General features: G+C 54.1%; 14 protein-coding genes. 6 read left to right on the top strand and 8 right to left on the bottom strand.

The window, feature by feature from the left end:
* Window positions 1-190 precede the first annotated feature (190 nt).
* Window positions 191-1,318 (bottom strand): cell division protein ZapE, encoded by a 1,128-nt coding sequence (gene zapE / locus ACVLVH_RS13695; protein WP_192412560.1) that lies wholly within the window; start codon window positions 1,316-1,318, stop codon window positions 191-193.
* A gap of 190 nt (window positions 1,319-1,508) precedes the next feature.
* Between zapE and zapG the strand changes: the two genes are divergently transcribed.
* The 3 genes from zapG (at window position 1,509) to degS (ending at window position 4,554) form a co-directional block, all read left to right on the top strand.
* The gene (gene zapG / locus ACVLVH_RS13700) at window positions 1,509-1,913 is read left to right on the top strand and encodes a Z-ring associated protein ZapG (protein WP_064737767.1); all 405 of its coding nucleotides are present in this window, start codon (window positions 1,509-1,511) and stop codon (window positions 1,911-1,913) included.
* A 104-nt stretch (window positions 1,914-2,017) separates the two neighbouring features.
* Entirely contained in the window at window positions 2,018-3,388 is a 1,371-nt protein-coding gene (gene degQ / locus ACVLVH_RS13705) for a serine endoprotease DegQ (protein ID WP_101762291.1), read from the top strand.
* A gap of 86 nt (window positions 3,389-3,474) precedes the next feature.
* Entirely contained in the window at window positions 3,475-4,554 is a 1,080-nt protein-coding gene (gene degS, locus ACVLVH_RS13710) for an outer membrane-stress sensor serine endopeptidase DegS (protein ID WP_061718288.1), read from the top strand.
* A 23-nt stretch (window positions 4,555-4,577) separates the two neighbouring features.
* Here the strand turns inward: degS and epmA are convergent, their stop codons facing one another.
* Window positions 4,578-5,555, bottom strand: a complete 978-nt coding sequence (gene epmA / locus ACVLVH_RS13715; protein WP_192412562.1) for an elongation factor P--(R)-beta-lysine ligase — start codon at window positions 5,553-5,555, stop codon at window positions 4,578-4,580.
* 136 nt (window positions 5,556-5,691) lie between these two features.
* On the opposite strand from epmA, the gene ACVLVH_RS13720 reads away from it, so the two are divergent.
* The gene (locus ACVLVH_RS13720; RefSeq protein WP_312464290.1) at window positions 5,692-6,216 is read left to right on the top strand and encodes a lipocalin family protein; all 525 of its coding nucleotides are present in this window, start codon (window positions 5,692-5,694) and stop codon (window positions 6,214-6,216) included.
* A gap of 39 nt (window positions 6,217-6,255) precedes the next feature.
* Here the strand turns inward: ACVLVH_RS13720 and ACVLVH_RS13725 are convergent, their stop codons facing one another.
* Window positions 6,256-6,390 carry an entericidin A/B family lipoprotein gene (locus tag ACVLVH_RS13725; RefSeq protein ID WP_007886592.1) on the bottom strand — a complete coding sequence of 45 codons (135 nt, stop codon included), beginning with the start codon at window positions 6,388-6,390 and terminating at the stop codon, window positions 6,256-6,258.
* 145 nt (window positions 6,391-6,535) lie between these two features.
* A complete protein-coding gene (efp, locus tag ACVLVH_RS13730; protein WP_034826669.1) occupies window positions 6,536-7,102 on the bottom strand; it encodes an elongation factor P in 567 nt (188 codons plus the stop codon).
* Window positions 7,103-7,144: 42 nt separating this feature from the next.
* Here efp and epmB point away from each other — a divergent pair, with 42 nt between their 5' ends.
* The gene (epmB, locus tag ACVLVH_RS13735; protein WP_192235896.1) at window positions 7,145-8,173 is read left to right on the top strand and encodes an EF-P beta-lysylation protein EpmB; all 1,029 of its coding nucleotides are present in this window, start codon (window positions 7,145-7,147) and stop codon (window positions 8,171-8,173) included.
* Window positions 8,174-8,210: 37 nt separating this feature from the next.
* Here the strand turns inward: epmB and ACVLVH_RS13740 are convergent, their stop codons facing one another.
* The 4 genes from ACVLVH_RS13740 to ACVLVH_RS13755 form a co-directional block, all read right to left on the bottom strand.
* The gene (locus ACVLVH_RS13740) at window positions 8,211-8,558 is read right to left on the bottom strand and encodes a DUF4156 domain-containing protein (protein ID WP_008104416.1); all 348 of its coding nucleotides are present in this window, start codon (window positions 8,556-8,558) and stop codon (window positions 8,211-8,213) included.
* Between the two features lie 197 nt (window positions 8,559-8,755).
* Window positions 8,756-10,408, bottom strand: a complete 1,653-nt coding sequence (gene groL / locus ACVLVH_RS13745; protein WP_101762297.1) for a chaperonin GroEL — start codon at window positions 10,406-10,408, stop codon at window positions 8,756-8,758.
* Between the two features lie 46 nt (window positions 10,409-10,454).
* Window positions 10,455-10,748, bottom strand: a complete 294-nt coding sequence (locus tag ACVLVH_RS13750; RefSeq protein WP_101762298.1) for a co-chaperone GroES — start codon at window positions 10,746-10,748, stop codon at window positions 10,455-10,457.
* A 191-nt stretch (window positions 10,749-10,939) separates the two neighbouring features.
* A complete protein-coding gene (locus tag ACVLVH_RS13755; RefSeq protein ID WP_192236087.1) occupies window positions 10,940-11,392 on the bottom strand; it encodes an FxsA family protein in 453 nt (150 codons plus the stop codon).
* 374 nt (window positions 11,393-11,766) lie between these two features.
* Between ACVLVH_RS13755 and aspA the strand changes: the two genes are divergently transcribed.
* Window positions 11,767-13,203, top strand: a complete 1,437-nt coding sequence (gene aspA / locus ACVLVH_RS13760) for an aspartate ammonia-lyase (protein WP_101762300.1) — start codon at window positions 11,767-11,769, stop codon at window positions 13,201-13,203.
* Window positions 13,204-13,220: the final 17 nt, after the last annotated feature.

Genomic DNA, 13,220 nt, shown 5'->3' on the forward strand with positions numbered 1-13,220 from the left:
GCTAAGTAAACGATTGAGGCTCACACGACCATTTTGCCCAGCAAGCCACCCCTTCAAGTGAGTTACCGGATCACATCGAGTTCTTGGGAAAGAAAACCGATGCTGTAACGTGGGGTCGCAAGATTATAGAGAAGTCGAACTCAAAGATCGAACCTTTTTGCATCTAAAACCTACGATTTATGCCACGTCATCAGGGCAGATGCGGCAGACGCAAATACTCTTCGCTCTGCATCTCCTGCAAACGCGACAAGCAGCGCTGATACTCAAACTTCAAGCGTGTGCCCTGATAAATTTCAAACAGTGATGTTTCAGCCGCGACAACCAGTTTCACGTGGCGTTCGTAGAACTCATCGACCAACGCAAGGAAGCGGCGCGCTTGATCTTCGGTCTTATAAATCATCACCGGCACATCATACAGCAAGACGCTGTGAAAACGGCGCGAGAGCTCAATATAGTCGTGCTGACTGCGCCCTTCGCCGCACAGCGTCAGGAAATTGATCGCCAGCACGCCTTCATGCACGCCCAGCGTGGGCATCTGGCGATGGTTGATTTCCAGCACCGGCGCGTCTTCACGCGCTTTGCCGGACAGCGCGCGGAACATGCGCTCCATTTCGCTGTGCGTGGCCTCGTTGAGCGGGAAGTTCCACAAATGCGCCGACGTTAGGGTGCGCAAGCGGTAATCGATACCCGCGTCCACATTCATCACTTCACAATGACGCTTGATTTGTTCGATGGCAGGCAGGAAACGCGGGCGCTGCAGGCCGTTGCGATAGAGCTCATCCGGCGGAATGTTCGAGGTGGCTACCAGCGAGATGCCGCGCGCAAACAGCGCTTCCATCAGCGTGCCCAGCAGCATGGCGTCGGTGATATCTGAGACAAAAAACTCATCGAAACAGAGAATGTCGGTTTCCGCTTTAAAGCGATCGGCGACAATTAGCAGCGGATCGCTGTGGCCTTGCAGCTGCGTCAGTTCCTGATGGACACGCAGCATAAAGCGGTGGAAATGCAGGCGCAGCTTACGATCACCAGGAATTGACTGAAAAAACAGATCCATCACCCAGGTTTTACCGCGTCCCACACCGCCCCACATATACAGGCCGCGCACTGGCGCTTCGCGGGTGCTTTTCTCTTTATTCATTATCTTGGACAAGCGGCCAAACAAACCTTTGGCAGCCGGTTCAACCTGTTGCTGGCGGGCAATCAATCCTTGCTGGATGGTATCTAAGCGGGTAATCGCTTCTCGTTGTACGTCATCCGGGCGAAATTCGCCCTGCGACAGCGCCTGCTCGTAGCGTGCAAGCGGAGATGAGGTTTGCATGGTTCTCACAGAATCCCTGAAAAAGTCCGATTCACGGGTCGGTTGACGAAAATTAGGCCGCTCTACACTAAGCGATGCAGCCCGATAGTTCCACTTCCAATAGATTATTGGGTATAGTGGCTGCTATTGAAGTTGATGTTGCAACAGAAGCAATGCCCTACGAAACAACGGAAATTACACGGGAGTCATTATGACCTGGGAATACGGGCTGATTGGTTTAGTGATTGGCATTATTGTCGGCGCAGTCGTCATGCGTTTTGGCAACAAGAAGCTGCGTGAGCAGCGTAGCATGCAGTATGAACTGGAAAAATCGAAGGCTGAGCTGGCGGATTACCGCGAGGAGCTCACCAACCACTTCGCCCGCAGCGCCGAGCTGCTGGACAATATGGCGCATGATTATCGCCAGCTGTATCAGCACATGGCGAAAGGGTCTAACGACCTGCTGCCAAATCTGCCCGGCGAGAAAAATCCGTTTGCCTACCAGTTAACGGAAGCCGAAGCGGATAACGATCAGGCGCCGGTGCAGATGCCGCGTGATTACTCTGAAGGCGCATCCGGCCTGTTACGTGGCAGCGACCGCGCTCCGCGTAATTAATCCTTTTGGGGCACAGCTTAGCTGTGCCCTTTTTGTTTTCGAACACAAACCACAAACTACTGTCACACTTCTTTTATCCCTTTCGCAGCGAGAGCGTTGTAGCAATGAAAAAACAAGCACGTCTGTTAAGCGCATTAGCCTTAGGTATCGGGATGAGTTTGGCTGCGGCGCCGAGTGCGCTGGCAACTCTTCCCGCCCAGATTCAGGGACAAGCATTGCCAAGCCTGGCACCGATGCTGGAAAAAGTTCTGCCCGCAGTAGTGAGCGTGCGTGTTGAAGGTACCGACAGCGGTCAGCAGGCGCAGGATATTCCTGAACCACTGAAACGCTTTTTTGGTCAGGCACCGGGACAATCGCAGCCGCAGCCTTTTGAAGGTCTGGGTTCTGGCGTGATCATTGATGCCGCTAAAGGCTATATCCTCACCAATAACCATGTGGTCAGCAACGCCGATAAAATCAGCGTGCAGCTGGGTGACGGCAACGAATATGACGCTAAGTTAATTGGTCACGATGAACAAACCGACATCGCATTGATCCAGGTTGAAGGCGCGAAAAACCTGACGCAGGTGAAAATCGCCGACTCTGATTCGCTGAAAGTGGGTGATTTTGCCGTGGCCATCGGTAACCCGTTTGGTCTGGGTCAAACCGCCACCTCGGGCATCATCTCTGCGCTCGGTCGTAGCGGCCTGAATCTGGAAGGACTGGAAAACTTCATTCAGACCGATGCCGCGATTAACCGCGGTAACTCCGGTGGTGCGCTGGTGAACCTGAATGGTGAGTTGATTGGTATCAACACCGCGATTCTGGCGTCAAGCGGCGGCAACATCGGCATTGGCTTCGCCATTCCCGCCAATATGGCGATGAACCTGGCGCAGCAGCTGATTCAGTTCGGCGAAGTGAAGCGCGGTCAGCTTGGTATCAAAGGTACGGAAATGACCGCCGATATCGCCAAAGCGTTTAACGTTGATGCGCAGCGCGGCGCCTTTGTTTCGGAAGTGCTGCCGAAGTCAGCCGCCGAAAAAGCGGGCATCAAAGCTGGCGATATCATCACCTCCATCAATGATAAGCCAATCACCAGCTTTGCTGAGCTGCGTGTGAAAGTCGGCACCACGCCGCCGGGCCAGGATGTGAAAATCGGCCTGCTACGTGAAGGCAAACCGGTCAACGTCACCGTCACGCTGGAACAGAGCGCGCAAACCACCGCCAGCGCGCAGCTGATGTCGCCTGCACTGCAAGGCGCAACGCTGAGCGACGGCGCGACCAAAACCGGTGATAAAGGCGTGAAAGTCGATGCCATTGAAAAAGGCACGCCAGCGGAGCAAGTCGGTTTGCAGAAAGATGATGTGATCATCGGCGTAAACCGCAATCGCGTCGCTTCTATTGCCGAAATGCGCAAAGTGCTGGAAGGCAAACCGCCGGTGCTGGCACTGAACGTGGTGCGCGGCGAAGAGACGATTTACCTGCTTCTGCGATAATCCTCGCAACAGGCGGACAAGCAGGTGTTTGTCCGCCTTTCTCATGCTATTCTGCCCTGCGATCTCACCTGGCTTGAAATAACACCATGTTTCTTAAACTTTTGCGTTCTGTGGTGATGGGCCTGATCGTGGCTGGCTTACTGCTCGTCGCGATCCCTGCGCTGCGTATGGGCAGCAACGTCACCTTTGATCATGACAACAGCGACGATGAAGCACCCGTTAGTTTTAATCAGGGTGTGCGACGTGCCGTGCCCGCGGTCGTTAACGTCTATAACCGCAGCGCCCACGGCAACAATAATCGCGGAATCACCACGCTGGGTTCCGGCGTGATCATGAACGGCAAAGGCTACATCCTCACTAACAAACACGTGATTAATAACGCCGACCAAATCATCGTCGCGCTGCAGGATGGACGCTTCTTCGAAGCCACCTTAGTGGGTTCCGATGCCATGACCGATTTAGCGGTGCTGAAAATCAGCGCCTCCAACTTGCCGGTTATCCCCATCAACGCCAAACGTATCGCGCACATCGGCGACGTCGTCATGGCGATCGGCAACCCATACAACCTCGGCCAAACCGTGACGCAAGGCATTATCAGCGCCACCGGACGCGTGGGCCTGAGCTCATCCGGACGACAAAACTTCCTGCAGACCGATGCCTCGATCAATCAGGGCAACTCGGGCGGCGCATTGATTAACTCGCTTGGTGAACTGATGGGCATTAACACCTTGACGTTTGATAAAAGCAGCGATGGCGAAACGCCGGAAGGAATTGGTTTCGCCATTCCCACCGCGCTGGCGAGCAAAATCATGGATAAGCTGATTCGTGATGGTCGGGTGATTCGCGGCTACATCGGCATCACCGGGCGCGAACTGCCGCCGCTGCACGGCCAGGGCAGTAATCTTGATCGCGTGCAGGGCATTATCGTTAGCGACGTCACGCCTGGCGGCCCCGCCGATAGCGCCGGCATTCAGGCCAATGACGTGCTGCTGGAAGTGAATGGTAAACCGGCGCTCTCGGCGCAGGAAACCATGGATCAGGTGGCAGAAATTCGGCCGGGCTCGGTGATTGACGTGCAGATCTTGCGTAATGAAAAGAAAATGACCTTGCCGGTGACGATTCAGGAATTCCCGGAAGTGACCGCGCCCGCCACCACCACGCCATAAGGGCGCTTGCGCGCCCTGATGATTTAGCTGCGATCGACCGGGAAGGCGATCACTTCGCTTAGCGAGCTGGCTTTCAGCGCCAGCATGATCAAACGATCCACGCCCAACGCCACGCCAGAACAGGCAGGCATACCGTGCGCCAGCGCATCCAGCAGATAGGTATCGATAGGATGTTGCGGCAGGCCACGCGCAGCACGACGACGATTGTCCTGCTCAAAGCGCTGACGCTGCTCGCGGCTATCGGTTAATTCACGGAAACCGTTCGCCAGCTCAATCCCTTTGTAATAGACCTCAAAGCGCTCGGCGACGCGGTGATCTTCTGTACTGATCTCCGCCAGCGCGGCCTGCGTCGCAGGGAAATGGTAGACGAAGCACGGCTTATCGTTACCAATCTTCGGCTCAACGCCCAGCATAAACAGCAGCTGCAGCAGCGTATCGCGGTCTTCTTCACGATTGGCCAACTCGCCCTCGCCCAGCTTCTCCGCCACTTCGCGTAGCTGCACTTTATCAGCCGATAACGGATCGACTTCCAGATGGCGGATAAACGCCTGCTGATACGACAGGGATTCCGCGCTGTCGCACTCCAGCACCTGCTGCATCAAATCGTCCACCTCGTTCATGAGGCGGTACATGTCGTAGTGCGGACGATACCACTCCAGCATGGTGAACTCGGGATTGTGGTGACGCCCGGCCTCCTCATTACGGAAGCTGCGACCCATCTGGTAAATCGGACCACTTCCGGCCGCCAGCAGGCGCTTCATGTGATATTCCGGACTGGTCATCAGCCACAGATCGCGCCCTTCGGCTGCGCCTGGCCCAACAAAACGCGTCTGGAACGGCACCAGATGGATGTCAGTGATGGTCGCCTGGCTCATCGCCGGGGTATCGACCTCCAGCACGCCGCGATCGGCAAAGAAACGACGTATTTCCGCCATGATAGCGGCGCGTTTCAACAAATTGGCAATGGGTGCGCTCGGCTGCCAGCTTGCCGTTTCGCTCATGTTGATGACTCCTCATACAGATAAGGGGTGGAAGTCTACCCGCAATGCCGATGGCAAACAACGGCAGCGGGCGCAGGCAGCAATTTGCTAGCGGGAAGCTATACTTAACCCATTAAAATCGTAGAGGAATCCCACAATGTCCCCATGGAAAACCCTGCTTGCCAGCCTGAGCGCTTTTCTCTCCGTTGCCTGCTCAACCGCGCCGCCTAAAGGTGTCACGGTAGTAGAAGGTTTCGACAGTCAGCGCTATCTCGGCCAATGGTATGAAATCGCCCGACTCGATCACCGCTTTGAGCGAGGATTACAACAGGTTACCGCTAATTATAGTCCGCGCGAGGACGGCGGCTTGACGGTGATCAACCGCGGCTACAATCAGCAGAAACAGCGCTGGCAAGAGAGCGTTGGCAAAGCCTATTTCACCGGCGATAAACAACGCGCCGCGCTGAAAGTGTCGTTCTTTGGCCCTTTCTATGGCGGCTACAACGTGATCGCACTGGATCCTGACTATCGCTATGCGCTGGTGTGCGGGCCGAATCGTAGCTACTTGTGGATTCTGTCACGTACGCCGCAGCTGGATGAAAATGTTAAGCAACGCCTGGTTGAACAGGCCAGAAGTGCCGGATTCCCGGTGGATGAGCTGATTTGGGTGGAGCAGAAATAGAGAGGACCGGTGCGAAAGTCGCTTTCGCACCGGACTATCTTACTGTGCGCTGCGCTGGATTGCCTTGCCGCCCGCCGAAACGTCTTCGCCAACACCACGCGTGGTGTTACAAGCGGTCAGAACGGATGAGAGCACCAGCACGGAAAAAATCGCGACAATACTTTTCTTTAACATAGCCATATCCTTTTTGGTTGCAGTAAAAGTACAGCTCTTAAAGCATAGTCTTGATCTGTAAAACTGCGGATTGGACGGATGAAAAAAGAGAAGGGAAACACACAGTGAGAAAAAAGGCGCATCAATGATGCGCCTGATTTGACGATTATTTTACGCGAGAAACGTATTCGCCAGAGCGGGTATCTACTTTTACTACTTCGCCAATCTGTACGAACAGTGGCACTTTGATTACCGCGCCAGTCGACAGTGTAGCGGGCTTACCGCCGGTACCTGCGGTATCACCCTTCAGGCCTGGATCGGTTTCGATAACTTCCGCTTCGATGAAGTTCGGTGGCTGAACAGCGATCGCTTTATCATTCCACAGGGTAACGATACAATCCGCATTGTCCTGCAGCCACTTGGTCACGTCATCCAGCACTTTAGATTCGATCTGATACTGCTCGAAAGACTCTGGGTGCATGAAGTAGTAGAAGTCGCCGTCGTTGTAAGAGTATTGCAGCGTCATATCACGAACGTCTGCGCCTTCGGCAGAGTCAGTAGATTTGAAGGTCTTCTCAACGCGAGAACCGGTCAGCAGACGACGCATTTTAACGCGCGCAAATGCCTGGCCTTTACCCGGCTTAACGAACTCACTGGCTTCGATGGCATATGGCTCGCCTTCGAACATGATTTTAAGACCGGGACGGAAATCGTTGCTAAGATAAGTCGCCATAAAGGCCCTCTGTAAATATTGAACTGGTAAATAGCCAAAAAAATGGCACACATTGTAACCCTAAATCCCCCCGTCAGAGAAGATTGGTTGCAGCAACTAGCTGATGTTGTCACCGAACCTGCTGAATTACTGCAACTTTTATCTCTTGATCAGCATGCTGATCTGGCTGCAGGCGCCGATGCGCGCAAGCTTTTTGCCCTGCGCGTACCGCGCGCCTTCATCGCACGCATGAAAAAAGGCGATGCGACCGACCCGCTGCTGCTGCAAGTGCTCACCAGCCGTCAGGAATTTATCGATGCGCCAGGTTATAGCACCGATCCGCTGGATGAACAAAGCAGCGTTGTGCCGGGTTTACTGCATAAGTATAGAAACCGAGCGCTGCTGCTGGTAAAAGGCGGCTGTGCGGTCAACTGCCGCTACTGTTTCCGCCGCCATTTCCCCTATCAGGATAATCAGGGCAACAAGCGCAACTGGCAGGCAGCGATTGACTACATCGCCACGCATCCGGAACTGGACGAGATCATCTTCTCCGGCGGCGATCCGCTGATGGCGAAAGATCATGAACTGGCATGGCTGGTGGGCGCGCTGGAGAAAATCCCGCATCTCAAACGCCTGCGTATTCACAGCCGCTTGCCGGTGGTGATCCCGTCGCGTATCACCGAAAGCTTGTGTCAGATTCTGGCGGACACGCGCCTGCAGGTATTGATGGTGAGCCATATCAACCATGCGCAGGAAATTGATGATGAGCTGCGTTACGGCATGCAGATGCTGAAGCGTGCCGGCGTGACGCTGCTCAATCAGAGCGTGTTGCTGCGTGATGTGAATGATGATGCGCAGACGCTAGCGGATCTCAGTAATGCGCTGTTTGATGCTGGCATTCTGCCCTACTACCTGCACGTGCTGGATAAGGTGCAAGGCGCGGCGCACTTCTTTGTGTCAGATGAGGAAGCACGTGGGCTGATGCGCCAGCTGCTGCCGATGGTTTCCGGTTATATGGTGCCGAAACTGGCGCGTGAGATTGGCGGCGAGCCAAGCAAGACGCCGCTGGATTTGCAGCTGCGTCAGGCATAAAAAAAGCCGCATCAGCGGCTTTTTTTACAACTGCAACTTACGGGCACTTATACACCTGGCCGGTCATTTTGCTGTCGAGCGGTGCGAAAGCTGACAGCAGATTCTGCGTCGGGCTGGTGGCGCCATAAATCACGTTGCCGCCCATTTCTGCCGCGCGGTTGCGTAGGTCGTTAGCTGCGCCACGCAGTGAACTGCCTTCACCGCCTGAACCGCTCAGCCAGTTGCTCTGAGAGCCGGTAAGCGTTCCCAGCAGCTGACATTGACTTGCGGGTTGTTGGTCGACGAAGGTCACACGTTCGCCGCCAGCACTCAATTGATTGGAGCTGCTACAGCCCGCCAGCAGTAAAGTTCCAACTGCCAGACCGAGCAAGAGGTTAATCCGCATTGTAATCCCCATTTATTATCATCAGTGTCGGGCGGCAGCGTAGCAGAAAAGCGCACTTTTTTTCTGAACATTCATTGCCCTAAACCCGTAAAGCCGAAGTATTGCGCCCTTACTTATACCTTGTTCCCCAGCAAAAGAAAAACCCCCGACCGTTTCCGATCGGGGGTTTTCCAGATGACTTAAGCAGTCAGGGGCAATTACATCATGCCGCCCATTCCGCCCATGCCACCCATACCGCCAGCGCCGCCTAAATCAGGTGCGTCGCTTTTTGGCAGGTCAGTCACCATCGCTTCGGTGGTGATCATCAGGCCCGCAACCGATGAAGCGTACTGCAGCGCAGAACGAGTCACTTTGGTTGGATCCAGGATACCGAAGTCGATCATGTTGCCGTACTCTTCAGTCTGCGCGTTGTAGCCGTAGTTACCGTCGCCTGCTTTCACGTTGTTAGCAACAACTGAAGGCTCTTCGCCGGCGTTGGAAACGATCTGACGCAGCGGGGCTTCCATTGCGCGCAGCGCAACTTTGATACCCACGTTCTGATCTTCGTTATCGCCTTTCAGGCCAGATGCGGCGATTTTCGCTGCAACGCGAACCAGCGCCACACCACCACCGGCAACCACGCCTTCTTCAACCGCAGCACGGGTCGCGTGCAGGGCATCTTCAACGCGTGCTTTCTTCTCTTTCATTTCAACTTCAGTTGCTGCGCCCACTTTCAGCACGGCTACGCCGCCTGCCAGTTTCGCTACGCGCTCCTGCAGTTTCTCTTTGTCGTAATCAGAGGTTGCTTCTTCGATCTGCTGACGAATCTGCGTTACGCGGCCAGAGATAGCGCCTTGATCACCCACGCCATCGATGATGGTGGTGGTGTCTTTGTTGATCACAACGCGTTTTGCCTGACCCAGATCTTCCAGGGTAGCTTTCTCCAGCTCCATACCGATCTCTTCAGAGATCACGGTACCGCCGGTCAGGATAGCGATATCCTGCAGCATCGCTTTACGACGGTCGCCGAAGCCAGGTGCTTTAACCGCAGCCACTTTGACGATACCGCGCATGGTGTTCACCACCAGCGTTGCCAGAGCTTCACCTTCCACGTCTTCTGCAATGATCAGCAGTGGCTTACCGGCTTTCGCAACGGCTTCCAGCACTGGCAGCATTTCGCGGATGTTAGAGATTTTCTTGTCAGCCAGCAGGATGAACGGGGTTTCCAGCTCAACTGCGCCTGTTTCTGGCTTGTTGATGAAGTACGGAGACAGGTAGCCACGGTCAAACTGCATACCTTCAACCACGTCCAGCTCATCTTGCAGGCCGGTGCCTTCTTCAACGGTGATAACGCCTTCTTTGCCCACTTTGTCCATCGCGTCTGCAATCAGTTTGCCCACGGTTTCATCAGAGTTAGCAGAGATGGTACCAACCTGTGCAATCGCGCGTGAATCCTGGCAAGGCACAGACAGGGTTTTCAGTTCTTCAACGGCGGCGATAACGGCTTTATCGATACCGCGTTTCAGATCCATCGGGTTCATGCCCGCAGCGACGGCTTTCAGGCCTTCGGTGATGATGGCCTGAGCCAGTACAGTTGCGGTGGTGGTGCCGTCGCCTGCTGCGTCGTTCGCTTTAGAGGCCACTTCTTTCACCATCTGTGCGCCCATGTTTTCGAACTTGTCTTCCAGCTCGATTTCACGCGCAACAGAAACACCATCTTTGGTGATGGTCGGTGCACCAAAAGATTTATCCAGAACCACGTTACGGCCTTTCGGGCCCAGGGTAACTTTTACTGCATCTGCCAGTACGTTTACGCCGCGCAGCATTTTTACGCGTGCGTCATTACCGAATTTTACGTCTTTAGCTGCCATTTCAAATATCCCTTAAATTCGTTTCGTTCAGTGAATTGCGCGTAAATTACGCTTCAACAACTGCCAGGATGTCGCTTTCGGAGATGATCAGAACTTCTTCGTTGTCGATTTTCTCGGTTTTAGCACCGTAGCCTTCGCTGAAAATCACCAGATCACCCACTTTTACGTCCAGTGGCTTAACTTCACCGTTTTCCAGGATGCGGCCTTTGCCAACAGCCAGGATTTCACCGCGGGTAGATTTACCGGCAGCTGAACCGGTCAGCACGATGCCGCCCGCTGATTTAGCTTCGACTTCTTTACGCTTGACGATAACGCGATCGTGCAATGGACGAATTTTCATTTGATAGCTCTCCTTTAGAAAGTCCAATCATTCATTTTTGGGGTTGAGCCGGACAGCAGGGCTTCCAGCCTCGTGCTGGAAGAGATAGGGGCAATAAGTGGGCTTTCAAGGGCAAAAAATATAAATATTTTCGTTTCTGCAACAGACGGCGAAAAAAGCAACAAAAAGGCGGCTTGCGCCGCCTTGATTATCTAATGGTCTTTGTCGTGACCTATTTGGTCCTGATCTTTGCGCTCATATTCACCGTCCACGGTGAAACCCGCATCCGGACCGGCGCCCGGACCGCGCCATACGCGCAAGTGCGGCATCAGCTTCAACGTCAGATGCTTCTGCACCGGCGGCAACAGCAGCAGTAAACCGAGGAAGTCGGTGAAGAAACCGGGCAACAGCAGCAGGAAGCCGGAGATAATCAGCGAAACGCTTTTGGTCATCTCAGCCGCCGGGCTTTCGTTACGCGCCAGCTTCTCCTGCATCAAACGGAAGTTCTTCATGCCCTGATTTTTCACCAGCGACACACCAATACACGAGGTGAAGATCACCAATAGCATGGTGAGCAGCACGCCCAGCGCATGCGCGACCTGAATGAAGATTGAGATCTCAATCCAGGCCAAAACAAAAAAAATCACGAACGGTAACCAGCGCACCGAGTTCTCCTGTGAGTTGAAGCTGCCCCGCAAATGGCCAGGCAGCAGAAAGGGAGGGTCTGTATGACCGTATTGATAGAGATGGGCATTTGCACCGGCATTTTCAACCGATCCTGCCATTTTTTTCCACTGACTTAAAATTGCGAAGTACATCACATATCGTTATTACCGCTGGGCCTGCAAAAGCCCGTAAAGTGATCTGTGCACAAACAATTCTGTAACATCAGAATATGATCGTGCCCGTCAGTGCGAAGATGGATAATATGTCGGCGCTGACATTCCACGACAATATAATCGCTTCACCTGCACGTTGTTTGCCGCCCGTCCATCCCGACGCCCGGCAGTAACCAGGCAGCAATAACAAGAAGGTAATCATGGCGAACAACATTCGTATCGAAGAAGACCTGTTAGGCATGCGCGAAGTTCCGGCAGACGCTTACTACGGTGTTCATACTCTGCGTGCGATTGAAAACTTCTACATTAGTAACAATAAAATCAGCGACATACCGGAGTTTGTCCGCGGTATGGTGATGGTGAAGAAAGCAGCCGCGCTCGCCAACAAAGAGTTGCAGACCATTCCCCGCAATATCGCCAACACCATTATTCAGGCCTGTGATGAAGTGCTGAATAACGGTAAATGCATGGATCAGTTCCCGGTTGACGTCTATCAGGGCGGCGCGGGCACCTCGGTCAACATGAACACCAATGAAGTGCTGGCCAACATCGGCCTGGAGCTGATGGGTCACCAGAAAGGTGAATATCAGTACCTCAATCCCAACGATCACGTGAACAAGTGTCAGTCCACCAACGATGCTTATCCAACCGGTTTTCGTATCGCGGTTTACGCTTCGATCCTGAAACTGCTCGACGGCATCAATCAGCTGAGCGAAGGTTTCCAGCGCAAAGCGGTTGAATTCGAAAGCATTCTGAAAATGGGCCGTACTCAGCTGCAGGATGCGGTGCCGATGACGCTTGGCCAGGAGTTCCACGCGTTTAACGTGCTGCTGAATGAAGAGACTCGCAGCATTCTGCGCACCGCTGAACTGCTGCTGGAAGTGAACCTCGGCGCCACCGCCATCGGCACACGTCTCAATACGCCGGATGGCTATCAGCAGCTGGCGGTACAGCGTTTGGCGGAAGTGAGTAATCTGCCGGTGGTGCCTGCAGAAGATTTGATTGAAGCCACCTCCGACTGCGGCGCGTACGTGATGGTGCACTCGGCGCTGAAACGCCTGGCCGTGAAACTATCGAAAATCTGTAACGACCTGCGCCTGCTCTCCTCCGGTCCGCGCGCCGGCCTGAATGAGATCAACCTGCCTGAACTGCAGGCCGGTTCATCAATCATGCCCGCCAAAGTCAATCCGGTGGTGCCAGAAGTGGTGAATCAGGTGTGCTTCAAAGTGATCGGCAATGACATTACCGTCACCATGGCGTCAGAAGCGGGTCAGCTGCAGCTAAACGTGATGGAGCCAGTGATTGGCCAGGCGCTGTTTGAATCGATCAGCATCCTGACTAACGCCTGCTTCAACCTACTGGAAAAATGCGTCAACGGCATCACCGCCAACAAAGCGGTGTGTGAAGCTTACGTGTTCAACTCGATTGGTATCGTCACTTACCTCAACCCGTACATCGGCCATCACAACGGCGATATCGTCGGTAAGATTTGCGCCGAAACCGGTAAGAGCGTACGTGAAGTGGTGCTGGAGCGTGGCCTGCTAACGGAAACCGAACTGGATGACATTTTCTCCATTCAGAACCTGATGCATCCGGCGTACAAAGCCAAACGCTACACCGACGAAAACGAACAGTAATCCGTTCCGGATCAAGT

It is taken from the genome of Kluyvera sp. 1366 (genome assembly GCF_054823405.1).

Excerpts from the sequence above, each read along its gene's own strand:
- degS (WP_061718288.1), top strand. The coding sequence starts at position 3,475 with ATGTTTCTTAAACTTTTGCGTTCTGTGGTGATGGGCCTGATCGTGGCT.
- zapG (WP_064737767.1), top strand. The coding sequence starts at position 1,509 with ATGACCTGGGAATACGGGCTGATTGGTTTAGTGATTGGCATTATTGTC.
- epmA (WP_192412562.1), bottom strand. The coding sequence starts at position 5,555 with ATGAGCGAAACGGCAAGCTGGCAGCCGAGCGCACCCATTGCCAATTTG.
- ACVLVH_RS13725 (WP_007886592.1), bottom strand. The coding sequence starts at position 6,390 with ATGTTAAAGAAAAGTATTGTCGCGATTTTTTCCGTGCTGGTGCTCTCA.
- epmB (WP_192235896.1), top strand. The coding sequence starts at position 7,145 with ATGGCACACATTGTAACCCTAAATCCCCCCGTCAGAGAAGATTGGTTG.
- aspA (WP_101762300.1), top strand. The coding sequence starts at position 11,767 with ATGGCGAACAACATTCGTATCGAAGAAGACCTGTTAGGCATGCGCGAA.
- ACVLVH_RS13750 (WP_101762298.1), bottom strand. The coding sequence starts at position 10,748 with ATGAAAATTCGTCCATTGCACGATCGCGTTATCGTCAAGCGTAAAGAA.
- ACVLVH_RS13740 (WP_008104416.1), bottom strand. The coding sequence starts at position 8,558 with ATGCGGATTAACCTCTTGCTCGGTCTGGCAGTTGGAACTTTACTGCTG.
- groL (WP_101762297.1), bottom strand. The coding sequence starts at position 10,408 with ATGGCAGCTAAAGACGTAAAATTCGGTAATGACGCACGCGTAAAAATG.
- ACVLVH_RS13720 (WP_312464290.1), top strand. The coding sequence starts at position 5,692 with ATGTCCCCATGGAAAACCCTGCTTGCCAGCCTGAGCGCTTTTCTCTCC.
- efp (WP_034826669.1), bottom strand. The coding sequence starts at position 7,102 with ATGGCGACTTATCTTAGCAACGATTTCCGTCCCGGTCTTAAAATCATG.
- zapE (WP_192412560.1), bottom strand. The coding sequence starts at position 1,318 with ATGCAAACCTCATCTCCGCTTGCACGCTACGAGCAGGCGCTGTCGCAG.
- degQ (WP_101762291.1), top strand. The coding sequence starts at position 2,018 with ATGAAAAAACAAGCACGTCTGTTAAGCGCATTAGCCTTAGGTATCGGG.